Here is a 25,364-nt window from a genome sequence, read left to right on the forward strand (position 1 = left end):
CTCTTCGAAAGGGCTGGACGCGGCGGCTCCCCGGGCGGGGCGGCATGCCTCGCCGTACGGCGGGCACAGGGCGGACGGTGGCCTGCGGAGGCCGGGAGGGCGGTGTCACATGGCGGGCGAAAGGGCCGGGACGGTGCTTCACGGGCGGGTGCGGGAGGCGGGCGCGGACTTCGGGGCGGGAGGGGCGCACCCGGCGTGTTCGCAGGTCATCGGGCATGGCGGGGCCGAGAAGGTCCTGCCGGGGGCCGGAGCCTGTCAGACTGGGATCAGCATGAGACCTCCGACCCACATCCTGGTGGTGAACGGGATCAAGGTCCGCAGGCCGGTCTTCGTGGTCGCCGCCCCGCACTCCGGCGTGGATCTGCTGGCCCGCGCCATCAAGCGCACCCCCGGCTTCCACCTGACCATCGGGCGGCCCGAGGTCCTGCGCCTGGTCTACGCGTTCGCGCGCCGTCCCTCCCTGACCACCTCCCGTGAGGCGGGCGCCGCCCGCGTCCTGCGCGACGGGCTGGCGGAGACGTGGCAGCTCTCCCCCGGCTCGTGCGACGCCTGCCCCGCGCCCTGCCGCTCGGCCGCGGGCGGCGGCCCGTGCGCGACCCCGTCCTCGGTCACGCGGTTCGCCGACGCCAGCCCCGACCTGCTCTACAGCGCGCCCGTGCTGATGGAGGCGTTCCCCGACGCCCGGCTGGTCCAGCTCATCCGCGACGGCCGCGACGTGGCCGCCGACATGCTCACCGACCCCGCCTGCCTGGCCTGGTTCAAGCCCGGCATGCTGGGCGACGACGCCGAGTTCCCGCTCCCCTTCCTCGGCCTCAAGCGGGCCGCGCACCGCCGCAAGTGGGCCGACATGCCGCCCGCCGGCAAGTGCGCGCTCCGCTGGCGGGCCGCCGTCCACCTGAGCGCCGCCCTCCGCGCGCGCCTCCCCCAGGACCAGCTCATGACCGTCCGCTACGAGGACCTCCTGGCCGACCCGGCCGGGACGACCGCGGCCCTGTCCGCCTTCCTGGAGACCCGGGTGACCCCGCTGGACGTCGCCGCCGCCCCCCGCCCCGGCGCCTGGAGGGACCGCCTGACGGCCACCGACGCCGCCCTGGTCCAGAAGGTCGCCCGCACCGAACTGACCCGCCTCGGCTACCTCCCGTGAGACGGCCCCCGCGCGGATCCCCCCGGGGGTGGCGGAGCGGGGTGACGGAGCGGGGGCGGCGCGCCGGGCCCGGTACGGCGGGGCGGCCCCGGCCCGGCGATGCCCGCGATATCCGGTGGAGGCGGCCGGACCGAGGGCGTACCCTCCGGGCGTATGAACGATCCTGACGGGTACTTCGGGGAACAGGTCGCGGCCGCCTACGACGCCGAGACGGCGGACATGTCCACGCCGGAGGCCCTGGGGCCCGTCCTCGACGTGCTGGCGGGGCTGGCCGGGGACGGGCGGGCGCTGGAGTTCGGGGTGGGGACCGGGCGGATCGCGGCGCCACTGGCCCGGCGCGGGGTCCCGGTGCACGGGATCGACATGTCCCGGGCGATGGTGGCCCGGATCCGGGAGAAGGAGGGCGGCGAGGCGGTCGGCGTGACCGTCGGGGACTTCGCCACGACCCGCGTCGAGGGGTCCTTCTCGGTCGTCTACCTCGTCTTCAACACGATCATGAACCTGACCACGCAGGACGCGCAGGTCGAGTGCTTCCGCAACGCCGCCGCCCACCTGGAGCCCGGCGGGTGCTTCGTGATCGAGGTGGGCGTGCCCGGCCTGCGGCTGCTGCCGCCGGGGCAGACGACCGTGCCGTTCGACGTGCGGCCGGACGGGTGGGCCTACGACGTGTACGACGTCGCCACGCAGGCGATGAGCTCGAACTACGTCACGGTCGGCGCGGACGGGCGGGGCACGTTCCGCTCGATCCCGTTCCGCTACGTGTGGCCGGCCGAGCTGGACCTGATGGCCCGGATCGCGGGGCTGCGCCCGCGCGACCGGTGGGAGGACTGGACCGGCCGCCCCTTCACCTCCGAGAGCACCCGCCACGTCTCCGTCTGGGAGAGGCCGGCCTGACCGCCCCGCTCCCGCCGTACGGCCCCGCCCGGCCCGCGCCCCGCGCCGCGCCGGGCCGTACGGCGGGCGGGCCGCGGGTCAGCCGAGCGGCCGCCCGGCGCGGGCGCCGCGCAGGTTGCGGAGCAGGCCCAGCTCGGCGACGTTCTTGGTGAGCTCGACGTTGACCCAGCCGGCGACCGACCCGAGCGTCATCTCCTGGCCCCACAGGCCCGCCGTGCGCTCGGTGGAGTCCAGGTCGGCGTCGGTCAGGGTCTCAAGGTGCTCGCGCCACCGCCGGTGGAGGTCGCGCAGCCAGTCGGCGGCGGCCCCGGCCGTGCCCGGCCAGGTGATCTCCTCCCGCGCCGGGGCGCCGCCGCCGAAGCAGTGGCCCATGGTGGTCGTCCACCAGAAACCGATGTGCCAGGTCACCCAGGCGATGGTGACCGCCGGGGCGGGGTCGGGCTCGGTGTCCTGGAAGTCCGCGACCCAGCGGCCCCGCTCGTCGCGGCGCACGGTCCAGCAGTGGGCGGCGGGCTCCCACAGGGCGGCCTCGTCGTCGAGGTCCTTCAGGTGGTACTCCAGCAACGCCATGGCGATGTCGAGCTGACCGGTCAGCAGGGCGACACGGGGATTGATCATTCGGCGGAGTCTGCCAGCGGCCCCGGGTGCGCCGCCACACGTTTTCGGGCCCGCGCGGGCCCGCGGGTCACCGCCGCGACTGGGCGTACACGTGGCAGCGCACCCCGCGCAGGACCGTGCCGCCCCGCAGCTCGTGGCCGATCCGCTCCGCCACGCGCGCGGACCTGTCGTTACCCTCCCTGACGTACGAGAAGACCTCCTCGGCCCCGAGCACGTCGAAGCAGTAGCGCAGCGCGGCGCGCGCGGCCTCGGTGGCGTACCCCTTGCCCCAGTGCTCGCGCGCCAGCGCCCAGCCGATCTCCAGGCCCGGCCAGTCGAGCGGCTGCCAGGGGCCCGCGCGCCCGGCGAAGCGGCCGGTGGACTTCTCGACGACCGCCCAGTTGGTGAAGCCGCGCAGTCGCTCGTGCCCGAGCATGAGCGCGAGATTGCGCCAGGAGTCCTCGCGCGACATGGCGCCCTCGGCGAAGAGGTACCGCCCCACCTCGGGGTCCCCCAGCATCGCCGCGTAGTCCTCGAAGTCCGCGCCGCTCAGCGGCCGCAGGATCAGCCGCTCGGTCTCCACGACCTCCATGGGCATCCCTCCCCGGAACGGGCCAAGGTTAGCCGGGGAGGACGCGGCGCGCACCCCGGGCCTCCCAGCGGGCGGGCCGGGGCCGCCGGTTCTCCACGTTCCAGCCGATGGCCGCCCCCGCGAGGGCCACGCCGGTGAGGTAGAGGACCGCTCGGCGCACTCCGCGCCGGTTGACCAGCCGCATCGCCGTCTCCTCCGATGCCGGGGGTTCGGACGAGACCAGGACACCGGACCCGCGCGTCCGCGCGGTGACGCCCGGGTTTCCGGCCGGTGCCGGGAACCGGGCAGGATTGGCACATGGACTTGGGACTCACCGACCGCGTGTTCGTCATCACCGGGGGAAGCCGGGGCCTCGGCCTGGCCACCGCCCGCGCGCTCGTCTCCGCCGGGGCGCGCGTCGTCGTCAGCTCGCGCGACCCCGAGGCGGTCGAGCGCGCCGCCGGGGACCTCGGCCCCGCCGCCGTGGGCGTCGCCGCCGACAACGCCGACGAGGACGCCGGTGAGCGCCTGGTGACCGCCGCGCGCGACTCCTTCGGCCGCCTGGACGGCGCGCTCATCAGCGTCGGCGGCCCGCCCGCCGCCTCGATCGGGGACACCACCGAGGACCAGTGGCGCGCGGCCTTCGAGACGATCTTCCTGGGCTCCGTACGGCTGGCGCGCGCGTTCGCCGGCGCGCTCGGCGAGGGCGGGTCGCTCGCGTTCGTCCTGTCCTCGTCGGTCCGCAGCCCCATCCCCGGCCTGGCCGTCTCCAACGGCCTTCGCCCGGGGCTGGCCGGCTTCGCCAAGAACCTCTCCGACGAGCTCGGCCCCCGGGGCGTCCGGGTCAACGCCCTCCTGCCCGGCCGGATCGCCACCGACCGCGTCCGCGAGCTGGACTCCCGCTCCGGCGACCCGGACGAGGTCCGCGACCGCCTCTCCCAGGCCATCCCGCTCCGCCGCTACGGCACCCCCGAGGAGTTCGGCCGCGTCGCCGCCTTCCTCCTCTCCCCCGCCGCCTCCTATCTCACCGGGGTCATGCTCCCCGTGGACGGCGGCGCCCAGCGCGTCATCTGACCGCCCCTCGGATCGGGGCCCGGCCGAGCCGGGGCGGGGTCACAGGCCGACGAACAGATCGGCGAGCATCGTGACGCCGGCGGCCGCGAAGAGCACGCCCGTCACGCGGTCGAAGACCGTCGTGCGGGCCCGGGCCTCCCGCTCGCGCAGCCGCTGCCTCCGCTCGGCGTTCAGCAGGGGGCCGTAGAACCTGCGCGCGTACCTCACCGCGGCCTTGGCGTGCCAGGTGGCCCAGCCCCGGAAGTCCAGGGCGAGGATCAGCCCGGCGGCCAGGAGCAGAAGGCCCCCGGCGACCTGGACGACGGGCCCCCCGTTCGCGGTGACCGTGAGGGCGAGGCTTCCGGTGATCGCCGGCATTTTCGCATGATCGACCGGAACGCCCCGCCCGTCCAGACCCGGCTCGTGCCCGGGCGTACGGCTCACGCCCGTGTCCCAGGCGTACGGCTCACGCCCGTGTCCCGGGCGTACGGCTCGCGCCCGTGTCCCGGGCGTACGGCTCGCGCCCGCGCCCGCCCCCGGCGTACGGGATCGGGCGGGCGCGGGGCGGGTCAGCGGGCGAGGAGGTCGCGGAGGGCCCCGGCGACGTCGGCGGGAGCCTCCTCGGCCATGAAGTGGCCCCAGGAGACGGTCTGGTGGCGCAGGTCGGGGGCCCACGCGCGCCACAGCGCCTCCGCGTCGTAGCCGAGGGCCGCGCCCCAGTCCTGCTGGAGCACGGTGACGGGCATCCGCAGGCGGTTGCCGGCCTCGCGGTCGGCCCGGTCGTGCTCGACGTCGATCCCGGCCGAGGCGCGGTAGTCGGCGACGATGGACGGGACGGCCTCGCGGCAGGCCCGGAGGTACTCCGCGCGCACGTCCTCGGGGATCGCGGCGGGGTCGCCGGTCCACAGGTCGAGGAAGTGGCCGAAGAAGGCGTCCGCGCCGGCCGAGATCATCCGCTCCGGCAGGCCGGGCGGCTGCGCCATGAGGAACAGGTGGAAGCCCACGGCGGCGGTCGTCCCGCGCATCACGTCCCACATGTCCAGCGTCGGCAGCACGTCGAGCGAGGCCAGGTGGGTGATCACCTCCGGGTGGTCCAGCCCCGCGCGGACGGCGACCAGCGCGCCCCGGTCGTGCCCGGCCAGCGCGAACCGCTCGTGCCCCAGCGCGCGGGCCAGCGCCACGACGTCGGCGGCCATGGTGCGCTTGGAGTAGGTGTCCGGGCCGTCCTCGGCGGGCTTGTCGCTCGCGCCGTACCCCCGCAGGTCGGGGACGATCACGGTGTGGTCGGCGGCCAGGTCGGCGGCGACGTGCCGCCACATCAGGTGGGTCTGCGGGAACCCGTGCAGCAGCACGACGGGGCTGCCCGACCCCGCGACGGCCGCGTTGAGCGACACGCCGGGGGCGACGGGGACGCGCCGGTAGTCGAAACCCTCGATCTTCATGTTCTCGTTTCCCTTTCCGGTGGTTCGCGGCCCTCCCGGGCCGGCTTCCAGCCTCGCCCGGCCGGATGAGCATCCGATGAGCGGCGATACGGTCGGAGGGTGGGGGTCGAACTGGGGGTGCTGGGGCCGGTGGCGGCCTGGGACGACGCCGGGGACGCGATCGATCTCAAGGGGCCGCGCCACCGGGCGGTGCTGGCCCGGCTGATCGTCGCCCGCGGCCGCGTCGTCCCGGTGTCCTACCTGGTGGAGGACCTGTGGGAGGGCGATCCGCCGGAGGGCGCGGTGGCCGCCGTGCGCACGTTCGTGGCGGCGCTGCGCCGGGCGCTGGAGCCGGAACGGCCCGCCCGGGCCAGGCCGCGCCTGCTGGTCACCGAGGGGCCGGGATACGCCGTGCGCGCCGATCCCGGGGCGGTGGACGCCTGGCGGTTCGAGCGGGCGCTCGCCGCGGACCTGCCGCCGGAGCGGGCGGCTCGGCGGCTGGAGGAGGCGCTGGGCTGGTGGCGCGGACCGGCCTACGCCGACTTCGCCGAGGAGCCCTGGGCGCGGGCGGAGCGCTCACGCCTGTCGGAGCTGCGGCTGCGGGCCGTGGAACGGCTGGCCGAGGCGCGGCTGGCGCTGGGGCGGGCCGCCGGGGCGGTGCCCGACCTGGAGGCGCACGTGGCCGAGCACCCCTGGCGGGAGGAGGGCTGGCGGCTGCTGGCGCTGGCGCTGTACCGCGGCGGGCGCCAGGGGGACGCCCTGGCGGTGCTGCGCCGGGCTCGCGACCTGCTGGTGTCGCGCCTGGGGGTGGACCCCGGGCCGGAGCTGCGCCGGCTGGAGTCCGACATCCTGCGCCAGGCCCCGGCCCTGGACCGGGCGCGGGACCCGGCGGAGGCGGTGTGGGCGCGGGCGGCCGCCGCGTACGAGGCGAGCGTGCCGGCGGGCGCGCGGGCGCGGCTGGAGTCCACGGTGGGCCTCATGCGCGATCTGGCCACGACCGGCGGCGCGGGCCTTGAGGCGGCCCGCGCGCACCGCGTGGCCGCGACGGAGGCCGCCGAGGAGCTGGGCGACCCCGAGCTGACGGCGCGGGTGATCGGGGCCTACGACGTGCCGGCGGTCTGGACCCGCGCGGACGACCCGGAGCAGGCGGCGCGGATGGTGGCGGCGGCCGAGCGGGTCCTGGCCGCCCTCCCGCCCGGCGCGCCCGAGGCGACGCGCGCCCGCCTGCTGAGCACGATCGCGGTGGAGTCGCGGGGGACGGGTTCCCCGCGCGCCGCCGAGGCGGCCCGCCAGGCCGAGGAGATCGCCCGGCGGCTGGACGACCCGGCGCTGCTGGCCTTCGCGCTCAACGGCGCGTTCATGCAGAGCTTCGGCCGGGCCGGCCTGGCCGGGCGGCGCGACGAGATCGGCGCGGAGCTGGTCGCCCTGTCGGCCCGGCACGGCCTGGCCGGCTTCGAGATCCTGGGCCACCTCGTCCGCCTGCAGGCCCGCTGCGCCCTGGCCGACTTCGCCGCCGCCGACGAGCACGCGGCCGCCGCCGAGCGCCTGGCCGAGCGGCACGAACGCCCCCTGGTGGAGGTCTTCACCACCTGGTACCACGCCCTCCGCCTCGACGTGACCGGCGAGCCGCCCGGCGGGGCGAGCGCCGTGCCGGGCGGGACCGCCGTGCCGGGCCAGGAGGGCGACGTGCCGGGCGGGGCGCCGGCGGGACGGGCCGAGGCCGCGTACCGGGAGGCGGCCGGGCTCCTCGACGGGGCCGGGATGCCGGGGCTGGAGCGGGGGCTGCCGCCGCTCGCCCTGCTGTGCGCGCGCGTCCGGCGGGGACTGCCCGTCGAGCCGCGGGATCTCGGGACGGCGGGCGGCGAGCCGGACTTCGGCCCCTACGAACCGTGGGCCCGCCCGCTGCTGCTCCTCGCCGGAGACCGCCGCGCCGAGGCCGCGGAGGCGCTGCGCGAGATCCCCGACCCGCCGGCCGACCTGCTCATGGAGGCGATGTGGGCCCTGGTGGCCCGCGCCGCGGCCCTCCTCGGCGACCGGGAGGCGGCACGGCGGGCCCGCGACGCCCTCGCTCCCGCCGCCGGCGAGCTGGCCGGCGCCGGCAGCGGCCTGCTCACCCTGGGCCCCGTGGCCGCCTACCTCGATCCGCCCGGGCCGCGGAGCTGACCCGCCGGCTCCTCCGCGCGTACGGCTCTCGCCGGGGCCTCCCCGGCGTACCGGACCGCGAGGCCGCCGCCCCCGGCCCGCGCCTGCGGTGACCGCCGCCCCCCGGCGTACGGCGGCGCGGGGAGGCCCGGTCCTCGGCCGGGTCACGCGCCGGCGGGGCGCGGGCTACTCGGCCTGGCGGACGCCCAGCTCGTGGAGGCGGTTGAGCATGTCGAGGGGGTCGGCGTAGACGCGGAAGGCGCCCGCGCGCTCCAGTTCCTCGCGGCCGTAGCCGCCGGACAGCAGGCCCACGCCGAGGGCGCCGGCGCGGCGGGCCGCCAGGAGGTCCCAGACGCTGTCGCCGACCACGATCGCGCCGCGGGGGTCGGCGTCGAGCACCGCCGCCGCGGCCAGGAACAGGTCCGGGTCGGGCTTGGCGTAGCGGACCCGGTCCCGCGTGACCATCGGGGTGTCCTCGGGCAGGTCCAGCATCTTCAGCGCCGTCCGGGCGGTCTCCCAGCGGCCGCTGGTGGCGATGGCCCACGGGAGGCGGCGCTCGGTGAGGTGGCGGAGGAGCTCCCGGGCGCCCGGGAGCGGGCGGACGCTGTCCACCTGCTCCAGGTAGGCGGCGGCGTGCTCGCGCTGGAGGCGCTCGATCTGGTCCGGGGTCAGGCTGATGCCGGTCTCGCGCATGAGCGCGGTCACGAACAGGCCGCCGCTCATGCCGATGCGCCGGTGGATGCGCCAGACGGACAGGTCGATCTCCAGCGCCGACAGCGCCGCGCGCCACGCGATCACGTGCTGGTACACGCTGTCGATCAGCGTGCCGTCCAGGTCGAACAGGATCGCCGGCGGCGCGGGCTCCGGATAGGTGAGGTCCCCGATCATGCTCTCAGTCTCGCATCCCCCCTCCCGCCGCCCGGTCACCGGGGCGGTCCAGGTCCACGCGGACCGTGAGCAGGTCGGTGCCGAGCAGGCGGACGAGCAGCCCGTTGTACGCCGGGAGCCGGCGCAGCCGCCGCCGCGGGTCGTCGTCCGGCAGCGGCACGGCGGTGCCGGTGTGCCAGCGTCCGCCGATCCGCACGCGCACCCGGTCGTTCTTCTCGATGTTGCGGATGTACTGGGACGCGCGGCCGTGGTCGGACACGAACCAGAAGGAGCCGCCCTCCACCCGCCCGCCGACCGGCGTACGGCGGGGCAGCCCGGTGCGGCGGCCGACGGTCTCCAGCAGGGCCTGGCCGGGGATCCGGCCGGACAGGGGACGCATCACCGGGTTGATCAGGCGGTGGATCCGGCTCACGGCGCGCCGCTTTCGCTCGCTCATGGACTCCAGCCCCTTTTGTCGGAACTAATCGTCTCGACAATCGTTGCCGAGACTCAGAGTTCCGTCAACGGTTAAGGTGGGCCCGTGGCGGACGATCAGGGCCGGCGGGCGCACACGGGACGCAGGCGCAACGAGGAGGCCGCGCGGGCGATCCTGCGGGCGGCCCGCGAGCTGCTGGAGCGCGGCGACGGCGCCGGGGTGAGCGTGGACGCGATCGCGGCGGCGGCCGGCGTGGGCAAGCAGACGATCTACCGGTGGTGGCCGTCCAAGAGCGACCTGCTGCTGGACGCGCTGGTCGAGGGAGCGCGCGGGCTCGCTCCCGCCCCGGACGAGGGCGACCTGGGATCGGACCTGGCGGCGTTCCTCACCGCGACCTTCCGGGGCGCCCGCGACCCCGCGGTCGCCGCCGCCCTGCGCCAGGTGGCCGCCGAGGCCCAGCGCGATCCCCGCGCGGCCGGGCTGCTCCGCAGCTTCACCGAGGACCGCCGCCGCGTCCTGCGCGGCCTCCTGGAACGCGCCGCCGCCCGCGGCGAGCTCTCCCCCGCCGCCGACCTCGACCTGCTGGTGGACCAGGCCTACGGCGTCCTGTGGTACCGCCTCCTGATCGGCCACGCCCCCCTCACCGAGGCCGCCGCCGCTGCCCTGGCCGCCGCCCTGGCCCGCCAGGCCACCGCCTCCCCCTGACCCCGTACGGCGCGCGCGGCGCGCAGCCGTACGGCTCCGCCGCAGACGCCGGGCGGGGCCGTGCGGACGGGGTCAGGCGGGTGGGGTCAGACGGGTGGGGTGAGGCGAGTGAGGTCGGGCGGGCGGGTCAGGCGGCCGGGGACTGGTGGGCGAACTGGGTGCGGTAGAGCTCGGCGTAGAGGCCGCCCCTGGCCAGGAGCTCCTCGTGGCGGCCCTGCTCGGCGATCCTGCCGTCGTCGACCACGAGGATCTTGTCGGCCTCGCGGATCGTGGCCAGGCGGTGGGCGATGACCAGGCTCGTGCGGCCGGCCAGCGCGGTCTTGAGGGCGCGCTGCACCGCGGCCTCGGACTCGGAGTCCAGGTGGGCGGTCGCCTCGTCGAGGACGACGATGCCGGGCGCCTTCAGCAGCAGCCGGGCCAGCGCCAGGCGCTGCTTCTCGCCGCCGGACAGGCGGTAGCCCCGGTCGCCGACCACCGTGTCCAGGCCCTCGGGCAGCGACTCGATCAGGTCCCAGATCTGGGCCGCCTTCAGCGCCGCCGCGATCTCCTCGTCGGTGGCCCCGGGGCGGGCGTACTCCAGGTTGGCCCGGATCGTCTCGTGGTACATGTGCGCGTCCTGCGGGACCACACCGATCGCGTCGCGCAGCGAGTCCAGCGTCACGTCGCGCACGTCGTGCCCGCCCACGCGCACCGAGCCGGACGTGACGTCGTACAGCCGGGACACGAGCGCGGTGATCGTGGTCTTGCCGGCGCCCGAGGGGCCGACGAGCGCGACGAGTTCCCCGGGCTCGGCGGTGAAGGTGACGCCGTTGAGGACCTGCTTGGGCCGGCCGTTCTCGGGCCGGGCGACCGACTCCAGCGACGCCAGCGAGACCTCCTCGGCCGCCGGGTAGCGGAAGTGCACGTCGTCGAACTCGATCCGCCGCGCGCCCTCGGGAAGCGGCTCGGCGTCCGGCTTGTCGGAGATGAGCGGCTTGAGGTCCAGGATCTCGAAGACGCGGTCGAAGCTGACCAGCGCGCTCATGACGTCCACGTGGACGTTCGACAGCGCGGTCAGCGGGCCGTACAGCCGGGTCAGCAGGTACGTCAGCGCGACCAGGGTGCCCAGCTCGAACGTGCCGTTGATGGACAGGACGCCGCCCACGCCGTAGACCATGGCCGTGGCCAGGGAGGCGACGAGCGTGAGCGCGGTGAAGAACACCCGGCCGTACATCGCGGCGAGCACGCCGATGTCGCGGACCTGCCGGGCGCGGCCGGAGAAGTGCTCCGCCTCCTGGGCGGGCCTGCCGTAGAGCTTGGCCAGCATGGCCCCGGCGACGTTGAAGCGCTCGGTCATCACCGAGCTCATCTCGGCGTCCAGCTCCATCTGGCGCCGGGTGATCTTCTGGATGCGGCGGCCGAACATGCGCGCCGGGATGATGAAGACCGGCAGCAGCACCAGCGCGATCAGCGTGACCTGCCAGGACAGCAGGATCATGGTGCCCAGCACGAGCACCAGGGAGATCCCGTTGGACACGACGGACGACAAAGTGGTGGTCAGCGCCCGCTGCGCGCCGATCACGTCGGTGTTGAGCCGGGAGACCAGCGAGCCGGTCTGGGCCCGCATGAAGAACGCCACGGGCATGCGCTGGACGTGGTCGAAGACCTGGCTGCGCAGGTCGTAGATCAGGCCCTCGCCGATGCGCGCGGAGTACCACCGCTGGGCGAGCCCGAGCACCGCCTCGACCACCGCCAGCCCGGCCACCCCGAGCGCCAGCCCCACGACGAGCCCGGTGTCGGAGTGCTTGATGCCGTCGTCGATGATCGCCTTGGCCAGCAGCGGGTTGGCCACCACCGTGACCCCCGACAACGCCACCAGCCCCAGGAAGAACAGCAGGTCCCGGGTGTACGGCTTGGCGTAGCCCATGATCCGGCGGGCGATCCCGGGCGACAGCCGCTCCTTGACCACCGCGCTGTCCCTTGAGAACGAGCGCATGGTCATCCAGTCGACCCCGCCACCACCCGGCATCATCACGCGTCCTCCCGTCGTCACCGCCCGGAACGACCCGATCGTCCCGTGCGGGTGTGACAGTTACGACACCGGCGGGAGTCCGCTGATTCCGCGCGGAATTCAGCTCTCGCCGAACACGCGCGCGTTTCAGGGCGTGGCGGCGCGCGGACGGGCGTTCAGCGCTCGCCGAACAGGACGTTCAGCGCTTGCCGAACATCGTGGTGATGCGGGCGCTCTGCTCGCGGGCCTCGGCCTGGGCCTGCTCCTGGAGCGTGCGCCCGGGGGCGCCCTGGAGCAGCCGCTTGGTGGCGGTGGCCGCGCCGTGGTCCACGGCGAGCAGCGCGGCGGTCAGGTCGGCGACCGTCGCGTCGAGCTTGTCGCCGGGCACGACGACCTCGGCCAGCCCCAGTTCCCGCGCCTCGTCCGCGCCGACCATGCGCGCGGTGAGGCAGATCTCCAGGGCCCTGGGCAGGCCGACGATGTCCACGAGCGGCTTGGTGCCGGTCAGGTCGGGCACCAGTCCCAGCGCGGGCTCCTTCATGCAGAACCGCGCGTCGTCCGCGAGGACCCGCAGGTCGCAGGCCAGCGCGAGCTGGAAGCCCGCCCCGATGGCGTACCCCTGCACGGCCGCGATCGAGACGATCTCGGGGCGGCGCAGCCACATGAACCCGGCCTGCGCCTCGCCGATCCAGCGCACGAAGGCCTCGTCGTCGCGCTCGGCGCGTTCGGCGGCCTCGAAGAACGACCCCTGCCCGGTCACACCCCCCGGCTCGAACATGCGCAGGTCGATCCCGGAGGAGAACGACGAGCCCTCTCCCCGCACGACCACCACGCGCACGTCCGCGGGCAGGGCCTCGCCGATCCGCGCGAGCCCGAACCAGGTGGCGCCCGTCATCGCGTTGCGCCGCTCCGGTCTGGCCAGCGTCACCGTCGCCACCGGCCCGTCGATGCCGAGCCGCAGCCCCGCTTCGGCGAGCTCACCCGATAGGTCCCGCGAAAGCTCCCCAGACACGCCCGCTCCCTTCGCCGTCGTTCCGGCGTACCCGCCGCGCCCGAATCCTATCGGTCATCCCGAATGAGGTTCTAGTACGGCGGGCGCCGGCGACGCGGGGACGGACGGCTGCGGCGCTCCCGGGGGCCTCTAGCGCTTGGACTTGCCGCGGGTCGCTCCCCCACGGCCGCGCAGAGTCACCCCGGACTCGCTGAGGATCCGGTGAACGAAGCCGTAGGAGCGGCCGGTGGCGGCGGCGAGAGCGCGAATGCTCTCACCGGCGGTGTACCGCTTCTTGAGCTCGGCCGCCAGTTTGTCGCGATCGGCACCGGTCACCCTGGTGCCTTTCTTCAGAGTCTCGGCCACGAGTACCTCCCGTAGTGCCTGATGTCCGCAGCGTTACCCACGCCATGATCAGTCATTCCCGCCGGATCGGCTACCTACTGCACGGGAAAAGATCCGTACCCGTCAAAAAACTGATCAGGCAAGTGCCACCAGATCGGAAAAATCATCACTCCATTGGTCCTCGACTCCGTCAGGAAGCAAGATCACTCGTTCCGGCTGCAGAGCGTCCACGGCGCCCTCGTCGTGAGTGACGAGGACGATCGCGCCGGTGTAGGACCGGAGAGCGGACAGCACCTGTTCCCGGCTGGCCGGATCCAGGTTGTTGGTGGGCTCGTCGAGCAGCAGGACGTTGGCGCTCGACAGGACCAGCGTGGCGAGGGCGAGGCGGGTCTTCTCGCCGCCGGAGAGCACCCCGGCGGGCTTGTCGACGTCGTCTCCCGTGAACAGGAACGAGCCGAGCACGTTGCGGAGTTCCTGGTCGGTGACGTCGGGCCCGGCGGTGCGCATGTTCTCCAGCACCGTGCGGGCGGGATCCAGGGTCTCGTGCTCCTGGGCGTAGTAGCCCAGTTTGAGTCCGTGGCCGGGCACGAGCTCGCCCGTGTCGGGCTTCTCGAGGCCGGCGAGCAGGCGCAGCAGGGTGGTCTTGCCCGCTCCGTTGAGCCCCAGCACCACGACGCGGCTGCCGCGGTCCACGGCCACGTCCACGTCGGTGAAGATCTCCAGTGACCCGTAGGACTTGGACAGCCCCCGTGCCGTGAGCGGGGTCTTGCCGCACGGCGCGGGCTGCGGGAACCGCAGCTTGGCGACCTTGTCCGCCCGGCGCTCCTCGGTGACGCCGGAGAGCAGGCGGCGGGCCCGGCGCTCCATGTCCTGCGCCGCCTTCGCCTTGGTGGCCTTGGCCCTCATGCGGTCGGCCTGCGAGAGCAGGGCCGAGGCCTGGCGCTCGGCGTTCGCGCGCTCCCGCTTGCGACGCCGCTCGTCGGTCTCCCGCTGGGTCAGGTACGCCTGCCAGCCCACGTTGTAAGTGTCGATCACAGAACGGTTCGCGTCGAGATGGAGGACGCGGTTGACCGTCGCGTCAAGAAGGGACACATCGTGACTGATGACGACCAAGCCGCCCTGATGGGAGCGCAAAAAATCACGAAGCCACCCGATGGAGTCCTGATCGAGGTGGTTTGTGGGCTCGTCGAGCAGCAAGGTCTCGGACGCGGAGAACAGGATGCGGGCCAGTTCGACCCGCCGGCGCTGCCCGCCCGACAGGGTGCCGAGGGGCTGGCCGAGCACCCGGTCGGGCAGCCCGAGGCTGGAGGCGATGGAGGCGGCCTCGGACTCGGCGGCGTATCCGCCGAGCACGTGGAGCTGGTCCTCCAGCCGCCCGTAGGCCCGCACGGCGCGGTCCCGCGTGCGCGTGTCGCTCGACGACATGCCCTCCTCGGCCGCGCGCAGGTCCCTGAGCACGGCGTCCAGGCCGCGGGCGGACAGGATGCGGTCGCGGGCGAGCACGTCGAGGTCGCCGGTGCGGGGGTCCTGCGGCAGGTAGCCGACGCTGCCGGTGCGGGTCACGGTGCCGGCCGCGGGGATGCCCTCACCCGCGAGCACCTTGCACAGCGTCGTCTTGCCCGCGCCGTTGCGGCCCACGAGGCCGATGCGGTCGCCGGGGTTGACCCGGAACGACGCCCCTTCGATGAGCAGCCGCGATCCGGCGCGCAGCTCGATGTCCTGAGCAATGATCATGGTGAGGAGGCTCCCGGGGAACAGGGATCGACAGGGACGGAAGCGGCCGGGGGCGGCCGGGGTCGATCAATCGGGAGCAGACATGCCGATCAGTCTACGCGCTCCCCCGCGACCTCCGGCAACAGGATTGTCACCCTTCGGCACCACCCCGCCCGCCACCTGGGGGCCCGTACGGCGGCGCGGGCGCCCTCCCCGGCCTCCCCGGCCTCCGCGGCCTCCGCGCCGGACGGGCCGGGCGTACGGCGGGGCGGCGGCGGAGGCCGTACGGCCGGGGGCGGGGCGCGAGCCGTACCGGGCGGGCCGGGCGGTCAGGCGGGTTCGACGAGTCGGACGCGGACGGCGCGGAAGGCGTCGGGGGTCCGCTGGAGCACGGCGAGGCGGGGGTCGGGGACGGGCAGGAAGGGCCCGGTCTCCAGGGCGAAGAGCGGGGCCAGCCGCCGGTCCTCGCGCAGGGCGTCCACGGCGCGACGGTCGCCGCCCAGGACGACCCCGTCCAGGCCGGGGACGCGGGGCAGCAGGACGCGCGCGGCCACGTCGGCGGCGTCGCCCAGCGCCTCGGCGGCCTGCTTGTCCCTGCGGCGGGCGAACCGCTGCTGCGACCAGCCCCCGGCGGCGCTGCGGCCGTGGACGAGCCGCGCCCCCACCTTGGAGGCGACGAGGCGCGTCCCCTCGAAGACCCCGGCGGCGTATCCGCCGAGCCGTACCAGCAGCACGCCGGCGCGGCGGTCGGCCAGCGCGTGCGCGACCAGATCGCCGCCGGTCAGCGGCGGGAACGGCACGTGGCACTCGGCCACCGCCCCGTCGGCGGCGGTCAGCCGGACCACGTCCGGCCCGGTCTCGCGGGTCACCGCCCCGTGGCGCTCGGCGAACCCGTCCAGCCAGCGGCGCAGCCGCTCGGGCGCGACGTCGATCCAGTACCCGCCCCCCGCGGCGGGCCGTCGTGTCATGCCAGGACCCTAACGAGCCGCCCCGGTCCCCGCGAACCCGCCTCGGCCCGCGCCGCCGGCGCCCGGGCTCCCGGTCCCCGGCGGGACGCGCCCCCGTTCCCCGGCGGGAGTTCCCGGCGGGACACGCTCCCGGCTCCGGGCGGGACGCCCTCGGGGACCGGCACGACGGCGATCGGGAACGGAACCGGACGCCATTCTCCGCGGGACCTACCGCCCTATATAGCCAAGCGAATGCCGTTGATTCCGGTATCCACATCTCCGCGACGGTCGTACAGAAAGAAGTAGATAGCCCGAAAAGCGAGCGGAAGAACGCCCGAAATCAAGCCGGCGACGCGAATACCTCTTTCCGCGAAATCGGCGGCGGACTCGCGCGTGACGAGAGGGCCTCCTTTCGCCTCCCCCGTCCCCGTTTCGCGCACGAGCGGGCCGTACGGAACCGTCACCGGGGGGCACAGTCCGAGATGCCGGAACGCAAGAGACGCGGGGTGACAGAAGACGCCCTCGACACCGATCGTGTCCGCTCGTTTACTCCTTGTGTCGGCATCCGCCCCCCTTCCCCCAGGAGGTCACATGCGCACCCCCCGCGTCGCGCTCGCTCTCGCGCTCGCCATGGTCGGCACCGGCGCCGTCGCCGCCACCGCCCAGGCCCAGGGCTCCCCCGCGCCGGCCCGGCAGTCCATGACCGCCCGGGCCGCGATCCCCGGCTACCAGGTCGTGACGCTCCCCAACCTGAACGTGCCCAACTTCCAGCGGCGCACGGTCTTCTGCCCGGCGGGCAAGGTCGCCATCGGCGGCGGCGCGGAGGCGCAGGGCCCGAACGCCGTCCTGGTCGGCTCCTTCCCCTCGGGGAACAACGGCTGGATCGGCCTCGGCCGCCAGATCGGGGCCGGCGACGTCGGGATCAGCGTCTACGTCATCTGCGCGAACCTCTCCTAGCCGCCTCCGGGCGCGCGGCGACGGGCGCGGCCTCCCGCACGGGGGGCCGCGCCCTCACGCGACGGGCCCCCCTCCCGCACGACGTGCCCCGCGCCCCCTCACCCACAAAGGGCCCCGCGCCTGCCGCGGTCCGCGGCCTGGCGGGAGCGGGTCAGGCGGTCAGGACGCGCAGGCCGGTGCGGGTGAGGCGCGAGAGCGCCTCGGACGTGGCCTCGTCGGCCGGGAGGTACGCGAGGACGCGCTGCCCGTCGGGGTCGGGCAGGGCCAGGCTCTCGTAGGCCAGGCGCAGGTCCCCGGCCTCGGGGTGGGACCAGCGCTCGACGCCGGAGCCACGGGCGAGCGCGGCGGAGCCCGCCAGCCGGCCGGAGAACTCCGCGCCGCCCGCGGCGGTCAGCTCGGCCGCCAGGGCCTCGAAGTACGGGTCGCCGGGGCCGCAGGCGTCCCGGAACCCGGCGGCGAGCGAGTCGGCCACGCGGTCCCAGTCGGGGAAGGCGTCCCGGGCCCGCGGGTCGGTGAAGACGTAACGGACCAGGTTGGGTGGCTCGCCCTCCAGCATCCCCAGCGGCCCGGCCAGGCGCTCCCAGGCGCTCGTGGCGGCCAGCACGTCGCCCAGCCGGTTGAGCACGACGGCGGGGGCGGGCTCCAGCCCGCGCAGCAGGGCCAGGACGGTGGGCCGGGCGGCCGACGCCGGGGGCGCGGCCAGGCGGCACAGGGGGACGGCCTCCGAGGCGTCGGACAGCCGCCACAGGCGCTCGCGCTCCTCGGGGGACAGGCGCAGGGCCTGGGCGAGCGCCGCCCGCACGTGCGTGGACGGGCTGCGGTCGCGCCCCTGCTCCAGCCGGATCAGGTACTCCACGCTGATCCCGGCCAGGGTGGCCAGCTCGGACCGGCGCAGCCCGGGCGTGCGCCGCCGCGGGCCCACCGGCAGCCCGGCCTCGGCGGGCGTGACGGCCTCGCGCCGCGCGCGCAGGAACTTCCCCAGCTCGTTGTCGCTCACGGCGCGAGTCTACGAGCGCGGCCCGCCGCCGATCGTGGCCCTCCCGCTAACACCCTCGTCGTGGCCTCCCTCCGCCGCCCGCGGCCCGGCACCGTGGTCATCGGCCGCCCCGGTTCCGCGCCGCGGGCCCGGCGGCTCCGTTCGCACGACGATCCGTACCGGAATCGCACCAGGAGGAGTACCCCCATGTCCGAGCAGAGGCTCAAGCTCGCGGTGATCGTGGCCAGCGTCCGGGAGGGCCGCTTCGGCCCGGTGGTGGCCGACTGGTTCCTCGGCCGGGCGCGCCATCACGACGGCTTCGAGCTCGACGTCATCGACCTGGCCGACGTGCCGCTGCCGCACACCCTTCCGGCGGACCTCCGCCACCTGTCCCTGCTGGAGAACCGTCCCCCGGAGCTGGCGGCCGTCGGCGAGCGACTCGCGGCGGCGGACGCGTTCGTCATCGTCACCCCCGAATACAACCGGGGCGTCCCGGCGGCGCTCAAGCACTTCCTGGACTGGCACTACGCCCCCTGGCGGGCCAAGGCCGTCGGCTTCGTCTCCTACGGGGCGATCAGCGGCGGCCTGCGCGCCGTCGAGCAGCTCCGGCTCGTCTTCGGCGAGCTGCGCGCCGTCACCGTCCGCGACAGCGTCAGCTTCCCCGAGTGCTGGAACCGCTTCGGGCCCGACGGTCTCCCCCTGGACCGGCCGGGCTCGGAGGGCGCGGCGAAGGTCATGCTCGACGACCTCGCCTGGTGGGCCACCGCCCTGCGCACCGCCCGTGAGGCCACGCCGTACGCCCCCGACCTGCCCTGACGGCCGGGGGGCAGGGCGGGCTCCCGCGCCCCGCGCCCATGCCGTACGGCGGCGCGGCCCGCGAGCGGGGGGCGGACCGGGGACGACGACCGGTTGCGGCCGTGGAAGCCGGGGAGCATCCGGCGGGGGCGAACTTCGCGGCGGGCGCATTCCGGGCGTCGGCGCTCGAACCGGGCGCGACCGGTGGCCTCCGCCCGGGGCGGGGCGCTATCAAGGGGGCATGGAGAACGCTCCGAACCGGCGGGCCGTCCTGGGCGGGGGCCTGCTCGCCGTGGCGGCGGGCCCGGCCGCCGCGTGCTCGGCCCGGTCCCCGCGCCCGTCCTTCGATCCCGGGGACTGGGAGTCGGTGCGGTCGCAGTTCCCCCTGGACCGGTCGCTGGCGCACTTCGCGGCGTTCGCGCTGGCGCCCCACCTGGAGCCGGTCCGGCGGGCCGTCGAGCGGCACCGCGCCGGCCTGGACCGGGACACCGCCGGATACCTGGAGGAAGACCACGAGGGGCCGGTGTTCGAGGCCGCCGAGGAGTACCTCGGCGCGAGCCCCGGCGAGGTCGCCCTGACCGACAGCACCACCATGGGCCTGGGCCTGCTGTACGGCGGGCTGCGGCTGCGCCCGGGGCAGGAGGTGCTGACCACCGAGCACGACTTCTACGCCACCCACGAGTCGCTGCGGCTGACCGGCCACCCGGTGCGCCGCGTCGCGCTGTACGGCGACCCCGCGCGCGCCTCCGCCGACGAGATCGTGTCGCGGCTGCGCGCCGCCGTACGGCCGGCCACGCGGGTCGTGGCGATCACCTGGGTGCACTCGGGCACGGGGGTCAAGCTGCCGGTGCGCGCGATCGCGGACATGCTGGCCGAGGCGAACCGGGGGCGGGACGAGGCCGACCGGGCGCTGCTGTGCGTGGACGGGGTGCACGGGCTGGGCGCGGAGGCGGCGGCCGTGGCCTCCCTGGGCTGCGACTTCTTCTCCTCCGGCACGCACAAGTGGCTGTTCGGGCCGCGCGGCACCGGCGTGCTGTGGGGCAGGGAGGCCGCCTGGAGCGCGGTGCGGCCGGTGATCCCGAGCTTCTCCGGCGCGGGCTTCGCCGGCTGGCTGGGCGGCACCGAGCCGAAGGGGGCGCCCGGACGGCTGGCCACGCCGGGCGGCTACCACTCGTTCGAGCACCGCTGGGCGCTGCGGGAGGCGTTCGAGTTCCACCGGGCGATCGGGCGGGAGCGGGTCGCCGCCCGCGTCGGCGAGCAGGCCACCCGGCTGAAGGAGGGCCTGGCCGGGGTGCGCGGCGTGCGCCTGGTGACGCCGCGCGACCCGGCCCTGTCCGCCGGGCTCGTGTGCTGCGAGGTCCCCGGCCGGGACCCCGGCGCGGTGGTCTCGCTCCTGCGGCGCGAGCACCGGATCGTCGCGGGCGTCACGCCGTACGCCCGCCGGCTGGTCCGCTTCGGCCCGGGCCTGCCGACGACCCCGCGGCAGGTGGACCAGGTGGTCAAGGCCATGGCCGCCCTCGTGTGAGCCACAGGCGGGCGGGCGCCGCAGGAGGGGCCGGGGCTCAGTGGGCGACGAGCAGGGCCTCCGCGCCGACGGGCGTGTAGCCCGCCGCCAGGAAGGCGCGGACGCTCGCGGCGTTCCCCGGGGCCACTTGGGCCCACAGCGGGGTGCCCGCCGGGAGGAGGTGGCGCGCCGCGGCCGCCAGGGCCCGTCCCACGCCCCTGCCCCGGTGCCCCTCGGCCACCTCGACCGCGACCTCCCAGCGCCCCGCCACGCCCCGGCCGAGGATGACGACGCCCTCCGGGCAGGTCCACACGCGCACATCGTCCCGGTAGTGCCCGGCCCGCCGTACCCGGGGGTGGTCGGCGCCGGTGGCCGGGCGGAGGGCCAGGGGCGCGGGGCCGGGCAGCGCGGGGGCGAGCGTGAGCAGGTCCACGTTGTTCACCCGGCGGCCGGAGGCGGCGCACAGGGCGGTCAGGAAGGGCGGGTTGAGCGGGGCGGACAGGTCCCCCTCGGGGAGGCGGTCGCGCACCCAGGCCGGGTCGACGTCCGCGAACACGACGTGGTGGGCCGTGAACGCGATGACCCCCCAGTCGCGCGCGCTCGGCGGCGGCAGGACCTCGACGGCCCCGTCGGCGGGCGGGTACTCCCCCGCCGCCACGCGGGCCAGGATCTCCCCCAGCCCGGCCGCGTCCCCGCGCTCACCCCGCCGCCGGGCGGCCGTCACATCGCCCACCGGCGGAAGCCGCCCTCGGAGTCGACGACCTGGCCGGTGATCCACGCGGACTCGTCGGAGGCGAGCCAGCGGACCAGGCGGGCGACGTCCTCCGGGCTCCCCCACCGGCCCGCCGGGAGGGCGCGGCCGACGCGGCGCGTCAGCTCCTCGTCGGCCCAGCCGGTGTCCACCGGGCCGGGGTTGACGGCGTTCACCGTGATCCCCCGGTCGGCGAGCGCGTCCGCCAGGCTCAGCGTCATCTGGTGGATCGCGCCCTTGCTGATCGCGTACGGCAGCTCGGCGCTCATCGGCGCCAGGTGCTGGCCGGACGTGAAGAGGATGACCCGGCCACCGGGTCGCGAGTCGTCGTGCGCGGCGGCGAACTCCTTGGTCAGCAGCGCGCTCGCCCGCGCGTTCACCGCCCACGACAGGTCCAGCTCGTCCGCCGTCAGCTCGGCCAGGGACTGGAGCGAGCTGCGCGCGTGGTTGGCGACCAGCACGTCCACCGCGCCGAACTCCTCCACCGCCCGCCGCACCACCCGGCGCGGCGCCTCGGGGTCGGCGAAGTCCTCGCTCATGTGCGCCAGCCGCGGGCCCTCCCCGCCGAGCGCCGCCATGACCCCCTCGGGCCCCGCCGGGTCGGCCCCCCAGGGCTGCCCGGCGTCGTGGGGCGCCCACGAGTGCGCCAGGACCCGCGCCCCCGCATCCAGCAGCGCCCGCGTCACCGCGAAGCCGATCCCGATCCGCCTGCTCACCCCGGTGACGATCGCCACCCGCCCCGCGAGGGGCCCCGCGCCGTTCTCCGCCGTCGATTCCACCCGCAGCACGTTAGGAACCCCCACCCCCGTGATCAACTCCTTTTCACCGGCCTCCCCGGCCTCCGTACGGCTTCGCCCGCCCCTGCGAGCCGTGCGGCCGCCGCCGCCCCGCCGTACCCGTGGAACGCCGAAGCCCCCGCGGCGGGGCGGGGGCTTCGGGCCGGGGTCGCGCCGTCAGAGACGGGCGGCGTAGATGTCGGTGACCAGGATGGCGCGGGCGCCGATGTCCCACAGGGCGTCCATGACCTGCTGGTGGCCCTTGCGCGGGACCATGGCGCGCACGGCCACCCAGCCCTCGCGATGGAGCGGCGAGACGGTCGGGCCCTCCATCCCAGGGGTGAGCGCGATGGCCTCCTCGATCCGCTCGGCGCGGATGTCGTAGTCCATCATCACGTAGTCGCGCGCGACCATGACGCCCTTGAGGCGGTGCAGGAGCTGGGCGAGACCGCCGCCCTGGTCCGCCCCGGAGCGCTGGATCAGCACGCCCTCCGAGTGCATGATCGGGTCGCCGAAGATCTCCAGCCCCATGTTGCGCAGGGTGGTGCCGGTCTCGACGACGTCGGCCACGGCGTCGGCGACGCCGAGGCGGATCGCGGTCTCCACCGCGCCGTCGAGCTTGATCACGCGGGCGTCCACGCCCTGGTCGGCGAGGTACTTCCCGAGCAGGCCGGCGTACGACGTGGCGATGCGCAGGCCGTTCAGGTCCCCGACCTCGGCGGCCGTGCCGGGCTTGGCGGCGAACCTGAACGTGGAGGCGCCGAACCCCAGCGGCAGGATCTCCTCGACCGGCGCGCCGGAGTCGATCAGCATGTCGCGGCCGGTGATGCCCGCGTCGAGCGAGCCCTCCCCGACGTACACCGCGATGTCACGCGGGCGCAGGAAGAACAGCTCGCAGTCGTTCAGCGGGTCGGTGATGACCAGCTCGCGCCGGTCGGAGCGGATGCGGTAGCCGGCCTCCTTCAGCATGAGCTGGGCGGCCTCGGACAGCGCCCCCTTGTTGGGGACGGCAAGACGCAGCATTGCGGAGAACTCCCTACAGGTGGGCGTAGACGTCGTCGAGCTTCAGGCCGCGGGCCAGCATCAGCACCTGGACGTGGTAGAGGAGCTGGGAGATCTCCTCGGCCGCCCGCTCGGCCGACTCATGCTCGGCCGCCATCCAGCTCTCCGCCGCCTCCTCCACGACCTTCTTGCCGATGGCATGGACGCCGGCGTCCAGCGCGGCCACGGTCCCCGACCCCTCGGGGCGGGTCCGCGCCTTCTCGGACAACTCGGCGTACAGCTCGTCGAAGGTCTTCATGCGTCGCTCTCGTGACTCGGCGGGACGTGGGCACGGGTTCGTGCCCTCCGTGCTCGTCCAAGGATATTCGCAGGCCCGCCCGCTCCGCCGCGAACGCCCATCCCTTGAGACCGCCGTCTCCCGTCTTTCCCGCCCCGTACGCCGGGGGCCGGTCCCCGTCGCGGTGCGCCGTACGGCGGGCGGCGCCGGGCCGACCGGGGACGGAGGGGATGGAGGGGGCGGAGGGGATGAATGGGGCGAGGGCATGCGGAAGGGGCACGCCCTGGGCGCGATGCCCGGGACGTGCCCCCTTCGCTGTTCGGCTACGCGTCAGCCGCGGTCGCCGGTGGGGCGGCCGAAGCGGCGCTGACCGCCGGTGCCGGTGCCGGTGCGGCGCGGGCCCGCGCCGCGGCCGGCGTCGGCCTGGCGGGAGGGGCGGTACTCCCCGCGGGGGGCGCCGCCGAACTCACGGCGCTCGCCGCCCCCGGCGTAACCGCCACGGCGGTCGCCGAAGCCGCGGTCCGCGCGGGCGCGGTCCCCACCGAGGTCCCGGCGCTCGCCGCCGAACTCACGCCGGCCGCCGAAGCGGTCGTCGCGGCGCTCGGCGCCGAAGTCGCGGCCGCGGTCCCCGCCGAAGTCACGGCGCTCGCCGGACTCGCGGCGGTCGCCGTACCGGGGGGCCCGGTCGTCCCGGCGGTCACCGGTGGACTCGCGGCGGCCCCCGAAGTCACGGCGGTCGTCGCGACGGCCGCCGAAGTCACGGCGCTCCCCCGACTCACGGCGGTCGCCGCCGAAGTCGCGGCGCTCGCCGTACGGCCGGTCGCCGGACTCGTGGCCCTCGCGCGGACGGCGCGGGCCACGGTGGTCGCCGGAGCGGGCCGGGCGGCGCTGGCCCTGGCGGGCCGGGCGCTGCGGCGGGCGCGCCTCGAAGATCGGGACGGCCTCGCCGCTGGGCGCCTGGGCGCCCGCCACCTCGGCCAGGCGCGGGTGGCCCGGGCCGGCCTTGAGGCGGAACGGCTTGATCCCGGCGCGGCGGGTGAGCTGGTCCGTGGACCGGCGCTCGTGCGGCAGCACCAGCGTCATGACGGTGCCGCGCTCGCCGGCGCGAGCCGTACGGCCGCCGCGGTGCAGGTAGCTCTTGTGGTCGGCCGGCGGGTCCACGTGCAGGACGAGGCTGACGTCGTCCACGTGGATGCCGCGCGCGGCCACGTCGGTGGCGACCAGCACGTTCACGCCGCCCTCGCGGAACTCGGCCAGGGTGCGCGTGCGCACGTTCTGGCGCTTGCCGCCGTGCAGGGCGCCGGCGCTGACGCCGACCCGGGCGAGCTGCTTGACCAGCTTGTCCACCCCGTGCTGGGTGCGGACGAACAGGATCGTCTTGCCCTCGCGGCTGGCGATCTCGGCGATCACGTCGAACTTGTCGGCCGGGTCCACCTGGACCACGTGGTGGTCCATCGTGTCCACCGGCGAGGTCGCCGGGGCGATGGAGTGGGTGACCGGGTCCTGCATGAACCGGCGGACCAGCTTGTCCACGTCACCGTCGAGGGTGGCGGAGAACAGCAGCCGCTGGCTGTTGGCCGGGGTCTGCTCCAGCAGGGCGGTGACGACCGGGAAGAAGCCCAGGTCGCACATGTGGTCGGCCTCGTCGAGGACGGTGACCTCGACTTCCTCCAGCGAGCAGACGCCCTGCTGGACGAGGTCGGTCAGGCGGCCGGGCGTGGCCACGACGAGCTCGACGCCGCGGCGCAGCGCGTCGATCTGCCGGCCCATGGAGGTGCCGCCCACGACGGTCTTCATGCGGATGTTGAGACCGCGGCCGAGCGGTTCGAGCGCGTCGCTCACCTGCATGGCGAGCTCACGCGTCGGGACCATGATGACGGCCAGCGGGTGCTTCGGGCGGGCCTTGGTGCCGGCGATGCGGGCCAGCGTGGGCAGGCCGAACGCCAGGGTCTTGCCGGAGCCGGTCTGGCCGCGGCCGAGCACGTCCATCCCCGCGAGGACGTCGGGGACGCACGCGGTCTGGATCGGGAAGGGGCTGGTGATCCCCTGCCGGGCCAGAGCCTGCACGATGGGCTTGGGCAGCCCGAGGGCGGCGAAGCCGTTGACCTCGGCGGCGTCCGCCGTGGTCGCCGTCTCCAGGGCTTCCGGGGTCTCCGGGGCCTGGAAGGCAGGGGTGGTGAATTCCGCTTCGATGGCGGGCGTAGTCAAGCGCGAAGCCTTTCCTCAGGAGACTGAGCGCGTCTCTTCTGAAGAAAGGACGAGCCAGTCGGTGTCACGGGTGCGGGTGCGCCCCCGTGTGAACGCCGGTGGGACCGTGTGACGTTCGTGTCCCCCGGGCTACGGCACGGCGTCGGGCCGCACCGGCGGCCCCTCGTGGCCGCACCGGCGGCCCCTCGTGGCCGCGTCGGAACCGGGTTCGGGCCCGCTGGGCGCGAGCCGCCGTGCCGGCTCCGGGCCCGCCGAAAGCGCGGGCCGGAAATTTCCGGACACAACAACCAACTGGCGTTATA

At 75.5% G+C, this 25,364-nt stretch carries 26 protein-coding genes; 8 read left to right on the forward strand and 18 right to left on the reverse strand.

Features of this window, described 5'->3' with window-relative positions:
* The first annotated feature begins 271 nt into the window (after window positions 1–271).
* Entirely contained in the window at window positions 272–1,144 is an 873-nt protein-coding gene (locus D5H75_RS04770; RefSeq protein ID WP_119925045.1) for a sulfotransferase family protein, read from the forward strand.
* A gap of 153 nt (window positions 1,145–1,297) precedes the next feature.
* Window positions 1,298–2,038 carry a class I SAM-dependent DNA methyltransferase gene (locus tag D5H75_RS04775; RefSeq protein ID WP_119925046.1) on the forward strand — a complete coding sequence of 247 codons (741 nt, stop codon included), beginning with the start codon at window positions 1,298–1,300 and terminating at the stop codon, window positions 2,036–2,038.
* A gap of 78 nt (window positions 2,039–2,116) precedes the next feature.
* On the opposite strand, the gene D5H75_RS04780 is transcribed toward D5H75_RS04775, so the two are convergent.
* From D5H75_RS04780 to D5H75_RS41255, 3 genes are all read right to left on the reverse strand, one after another.
* On the reverse strand, window positions 2,117–2,656 hold the full coding sequence (locus tag D5H75_RS04780; RefSeq protein ID WP_119925047.1) for a DinB family protein: 540 nt from the start codon (window positions 2,654–2,656) through the stop codon (window positions 2,117–2,119).
* Window positions 2,657–2,723: 67 nt separating this feature from the next.
* Entirely contained in the window at window positions 2,724–3,227 is a 504-nt protein-coding gene (locus D5H75_RS04785; RefSeq protein ID WP_202637805.1) for a GNAT family N-acetyltransferase, read from the reverse strand.
* 28 nt (window positions 3,228–3,255) lie between these two features.
* Complete coding sequence (locus D5H75_RS41255) at window positions 3,256–3,411, reverse strand: hypothetical protein (protein WP_202637806.1); 156 nt, start codon at window positions 3,409–3,411, stop codon at window positions 3,256–3,258.
* A 113-nt stretch (window positions 3,412–3,524) separates the two neighbouring features.
* Here D5H75_RS41255 and D5H75_RS04790 point away from each other — a divergent pair, with 113 nt between their 5' ends.
* A complete protein-coding gene (locus D5H75_RS04790; protein ID WP_119925049.1) occupies window positions 3,525–4,280 on the forward strand; it encodes an SDR family oxidoreductase in 756 nt (251 codons plus the stop codon).
* 39 nt (window positions 4,281–4,319) lie between these two features.
* Here the strand turns inward: D5H75_RS04790 and D5H75_RS04795 are convergent, their stop codons facing one another.
* Window positions 4,320–4,637 carry a hypothetical protein gene (locus D5H75_RS04795; protein WP_119925050.1) on the reverse strand — a complete coding sequence of 106 codons (318 nt, stop codon included), beginning with the start codon at window positions 4,635–4,637 and terminating at the stop codon, window positions 4,320–4,322.
* Window positions 4,638–4,828: 191 nt separating this feature from the next.
* Entirely contained in the window at window positions 4,829–5,701 is an 873-nt protein-coding gene (locus D5H75_RS04800) for an alpha/beta fold hydrolase (RefSeq protein WP_119925051.1), read from the reverse strand.
* 99 nt (window positions 5,702–5,800) lie between these two features.
* Here D5H75_RS04800 and D5H75_RS04805 point away from each other — a divergent pair, with 99 nt between their 5' ends.
* A complete protein-coding gene (locus D5H75_RS04805; RefSeq protein ID WP_119925052.1) occupies window positions 5,801–7,843 on the forward strand; it encodes an AfsR/SARP family transcriptional regulator in 2,043 nt (680 codons plus the stop codon).
* A gap of 165 nt (window positions 7,844–8,008) precedes the next feature.
* Here the strand turns inward: D5H75_RS04805 and D5H75_RS04810 are convergent, their stop codons facing one another.
* Together D5H75_RS04810 and D5H75_RS43955 are read right to left on the reverse strand one after the other, a co-directional pair.
* Window positions 8,009–8,710: an HAD family hydrolase gene (locus D5H75_RS04810; protein ID WP_119925053.1), complete on the reverse strand. Its 702-nt coding sequence runs from the start codon at window positions 8,708–8,710 to the stop codon at window positions 8,009–8,011.
* A 4-nt stretch (window positions 8,711–8,714) separates the two neighbouring features.
* On the reverse strand, window positions 8,715–9,146 hold the full coding sequence (locus D5H75_RS43955) for a nitroreductase/quinone reductase family protein (protein ID WP_119925054.1): 432 nt from the start codon (window positions 9,144–9,146) through the stop codon (window positions 8,715–8,717).
* Window positions 9,147–9,230: 84 nt separating this feature from the next.
* Here D5H75_RS43955 and D5H75_RS04820 point away from each other — a divergent pair, with 84 nt between their 5' ends.
* On the forward strand, window positions 9,231–9,830 hold the full coding sequence (locus D5H75_RS04820; protein ID WP_119925055.1) for a TetR/AcrR family transcriptional regulator: 600 nt from the start codon (window positions 9,231–9,233) through the stop codon (window positions 9,828–9,830).
* A gap of 127 nt (window positions 9,831–9,957) precedes the next feature.
* On the opposite strand, the gene D5H75_RS04825 is transcribed toward D5H75_RS04820, so the two are convergent.
* The 5 genes from D5H75_RS04825 to D5H75_RS04845 form a co-directional block, all read right to left on the reverse strand.
* Window positions 9,958–11,805, reverse strand: coding sequence for an ABC transporter ATP-binding protein (locus D5H75_RS04825; protein ID WP_242453972.1), 1,848 nt, complete (start codon window positions 11,803–11,805; stop codon window positions 9,958–9,960).
* Between the two features lie 214 nt (window positions 11,806–12,019).
* A complete protein-coding gene (locus tag D5H75_RS04830; RefSeq protein WP_242453973.1) occupies window positions 12,020–12,832 on the reverse strand; it encodes an enoyl-CoA hydratase/isomerase family protein in 813 nt (270 codons plus the stop codon).
* Between the two features lie 129 nt (window positions 12,833–12,961).
* A complete protein-coding gene (locus D5H75_RS04835; protein WP_119925056.1) occupies window positions 12,962–13,177 on the reverse strand; it encodes a helix-turn-helix domain-containing protein in 216 nt (71 codons plus the stop codon).
* Between the two features lie 114 nt (window positions 13,178–13,291).
* Entirely contained in the window at window positions 13,292–14,890 is a 1,599-nt protein-coding gene (locus tag D5H75_RS04840) for an ABC-F family ATP-binding cassette domain-containing protein (RefSeq protein WP_119925057.1), read from the reverse strand.
* Window positions 14,891–15,198: 308 nt separating this feature from the next.
* Window positions 15,199–15,837, reverse strand: coding sequence for an acVLRF1 family peptidyl-tRNA hydrolase (locus D5H75_RS04845; protein WP_119925058.1), 639 nt, complete (start codon window positions 15,835–15,837; stop codon window positions 15,199–15,201).
* Between the two features lie 570 nt (window positions 15,838–16,407).
* Between D5H75_RS04845 and D5H75_RS04850 the strand changes: the two genes are divergently transcribed.
* The gene (locus D5H75_RS04850) at window positions 16,408–16,773 is read left to right on the forward strand and encodes a hypothetical protein (RefSeq protein ID WP_119925059.1); all 366 of its coding nucleotides are present in this window, start codon (window positions 16,408–16,410) and stop codon (window positions 16,771–16,773) included.
* Window positions 16,774–16,924: 151 nt separating this feature from the next.
* On the opposite strand, the gene D5H75_RS04855 is transcribed toward D5H75_RS04850, so the two are convergent.
* Complete coding sequence (locus D5H75_RS04855; RefSeq protein ID WP_119925060.1) at window positions 16,925–17,770, reverse strand: helix-turn-helix domain-containing protein; 846 nt, start codon at window positions 17,768–17,770, stop codon at window positions 16,925–16,927.
* A gap of 186 nt (window positions 17,771–17,956) precedes the next feature.
* Between D5H75_RS04855 and D5H75_RS04860 the strand changes: the two genes are divergently transcribed.
* Complete coding sequence (locus D5H75_RS04860; RefSeq protein WP_119925061.1) at window positions 17,957–18,565, forward strand: NADPH-dependent FMN reductase; 609 nt, start codon at window positions 17,957–17,959, stop codon at window positions 18,563–18,565.
* A gap of 220 nt (window positions 18,566–18,785) precedes the next feature.
* On the forward strand, window positions 18,786–20,069 hold the full coding sequence (locus D5H75_RS04865; protein ID WP_119925062.1) for an aminotransferase class V-fold PLP-dependent enzyme: 1,284 nt from the start codon (window positions 18,786–18,788) through the stop codon (window positions 20,067–20,069).
* 37 nt (window positions 20,070–20,106) lie between these two features.
* On the opposite strand, the gene D5H75_RS04870 is transcribed toward D5H75_RS04865, so the two are convergent.
* The 5 genes from D5H75_RS04870 to D5H75_RS04890 form a co-directional block, all read right to left on the reverse strand.
* A complete protein-coding gene (locus D5H75_RS04870) occupies window positions 20,107–20,781 on the reverse strand; it encodes a GNAT family N-acetyltransferase (RefSeq protein WP_242453974.1) in 675 nt (224 codons plus the stop codon).
* Window positions 20,769–21,578, reverse strand: a complete 810-nt coding sequence (locus tag D5H75_RS04875; protein WP_119925230.1) for an SDR family oxidoreductase — start codon at window positions 21,576–21,578, stop codon at window positions 20,769–20,771. The genes D5H75_RS04870 and D5H75_RS04875 overlap by 13 nt, the downstream gene beginning before the upstream one ends.
* Before the next feature lie 174 nt (window positions 21,579–21,752).
* Window positions 21,753–22,598: an ATP phosphoribosyltransferase gene (hisG, locus tag D5H75_RS04880; protein WP_119925064.1), complete on the reverse strand. Its 846-nt coding sequence runs from the start codon at window positions 22,596–22,598 to the stop codon at window positions 21,753–21,755.
* A gap of 13 nt (window positions 22,599–22,611) precedes the next feature.
* Window positions 22,612–22,875: a phosphoribosyl-ATP diphosphatase gene (locus D5H75_RS04885; protein ID WP_119925065.1), complete on the reverse strand. Its 264-nt coding sequence runs from the start codon at window positions 22,873–22,875 to the stop codon at window positions 22,612–22,614.
* A 309-nt stretch (window positions 22,876–23,184) separates the two neighbouring features.
* Window positions 23,185–24,993: a DEAD/DEAH box helicase gene (locus D5H75_RS04890; protein ID WP_119925231.1), complete on the reverse strand. Its 1,809-nt coding sequence runs from the start codon at window positions 24,991–24,993 to the stop codon at window positions 23,185–23,187.
* Between the last annotated feature and the right edge of the window lie 371 nt (window positions 24,994–25,364).

The organism is Bailinhaonella thermotolerans (assembly GCF_003594875.1).
Classification (GTDB): domain Bacteria; phylum Actinomycetota; class Actinomycetes; order Streptosporangiales; family Streptosporangiaceae; genus Bailinhaonella; species Bailinhaonella thermotolerans.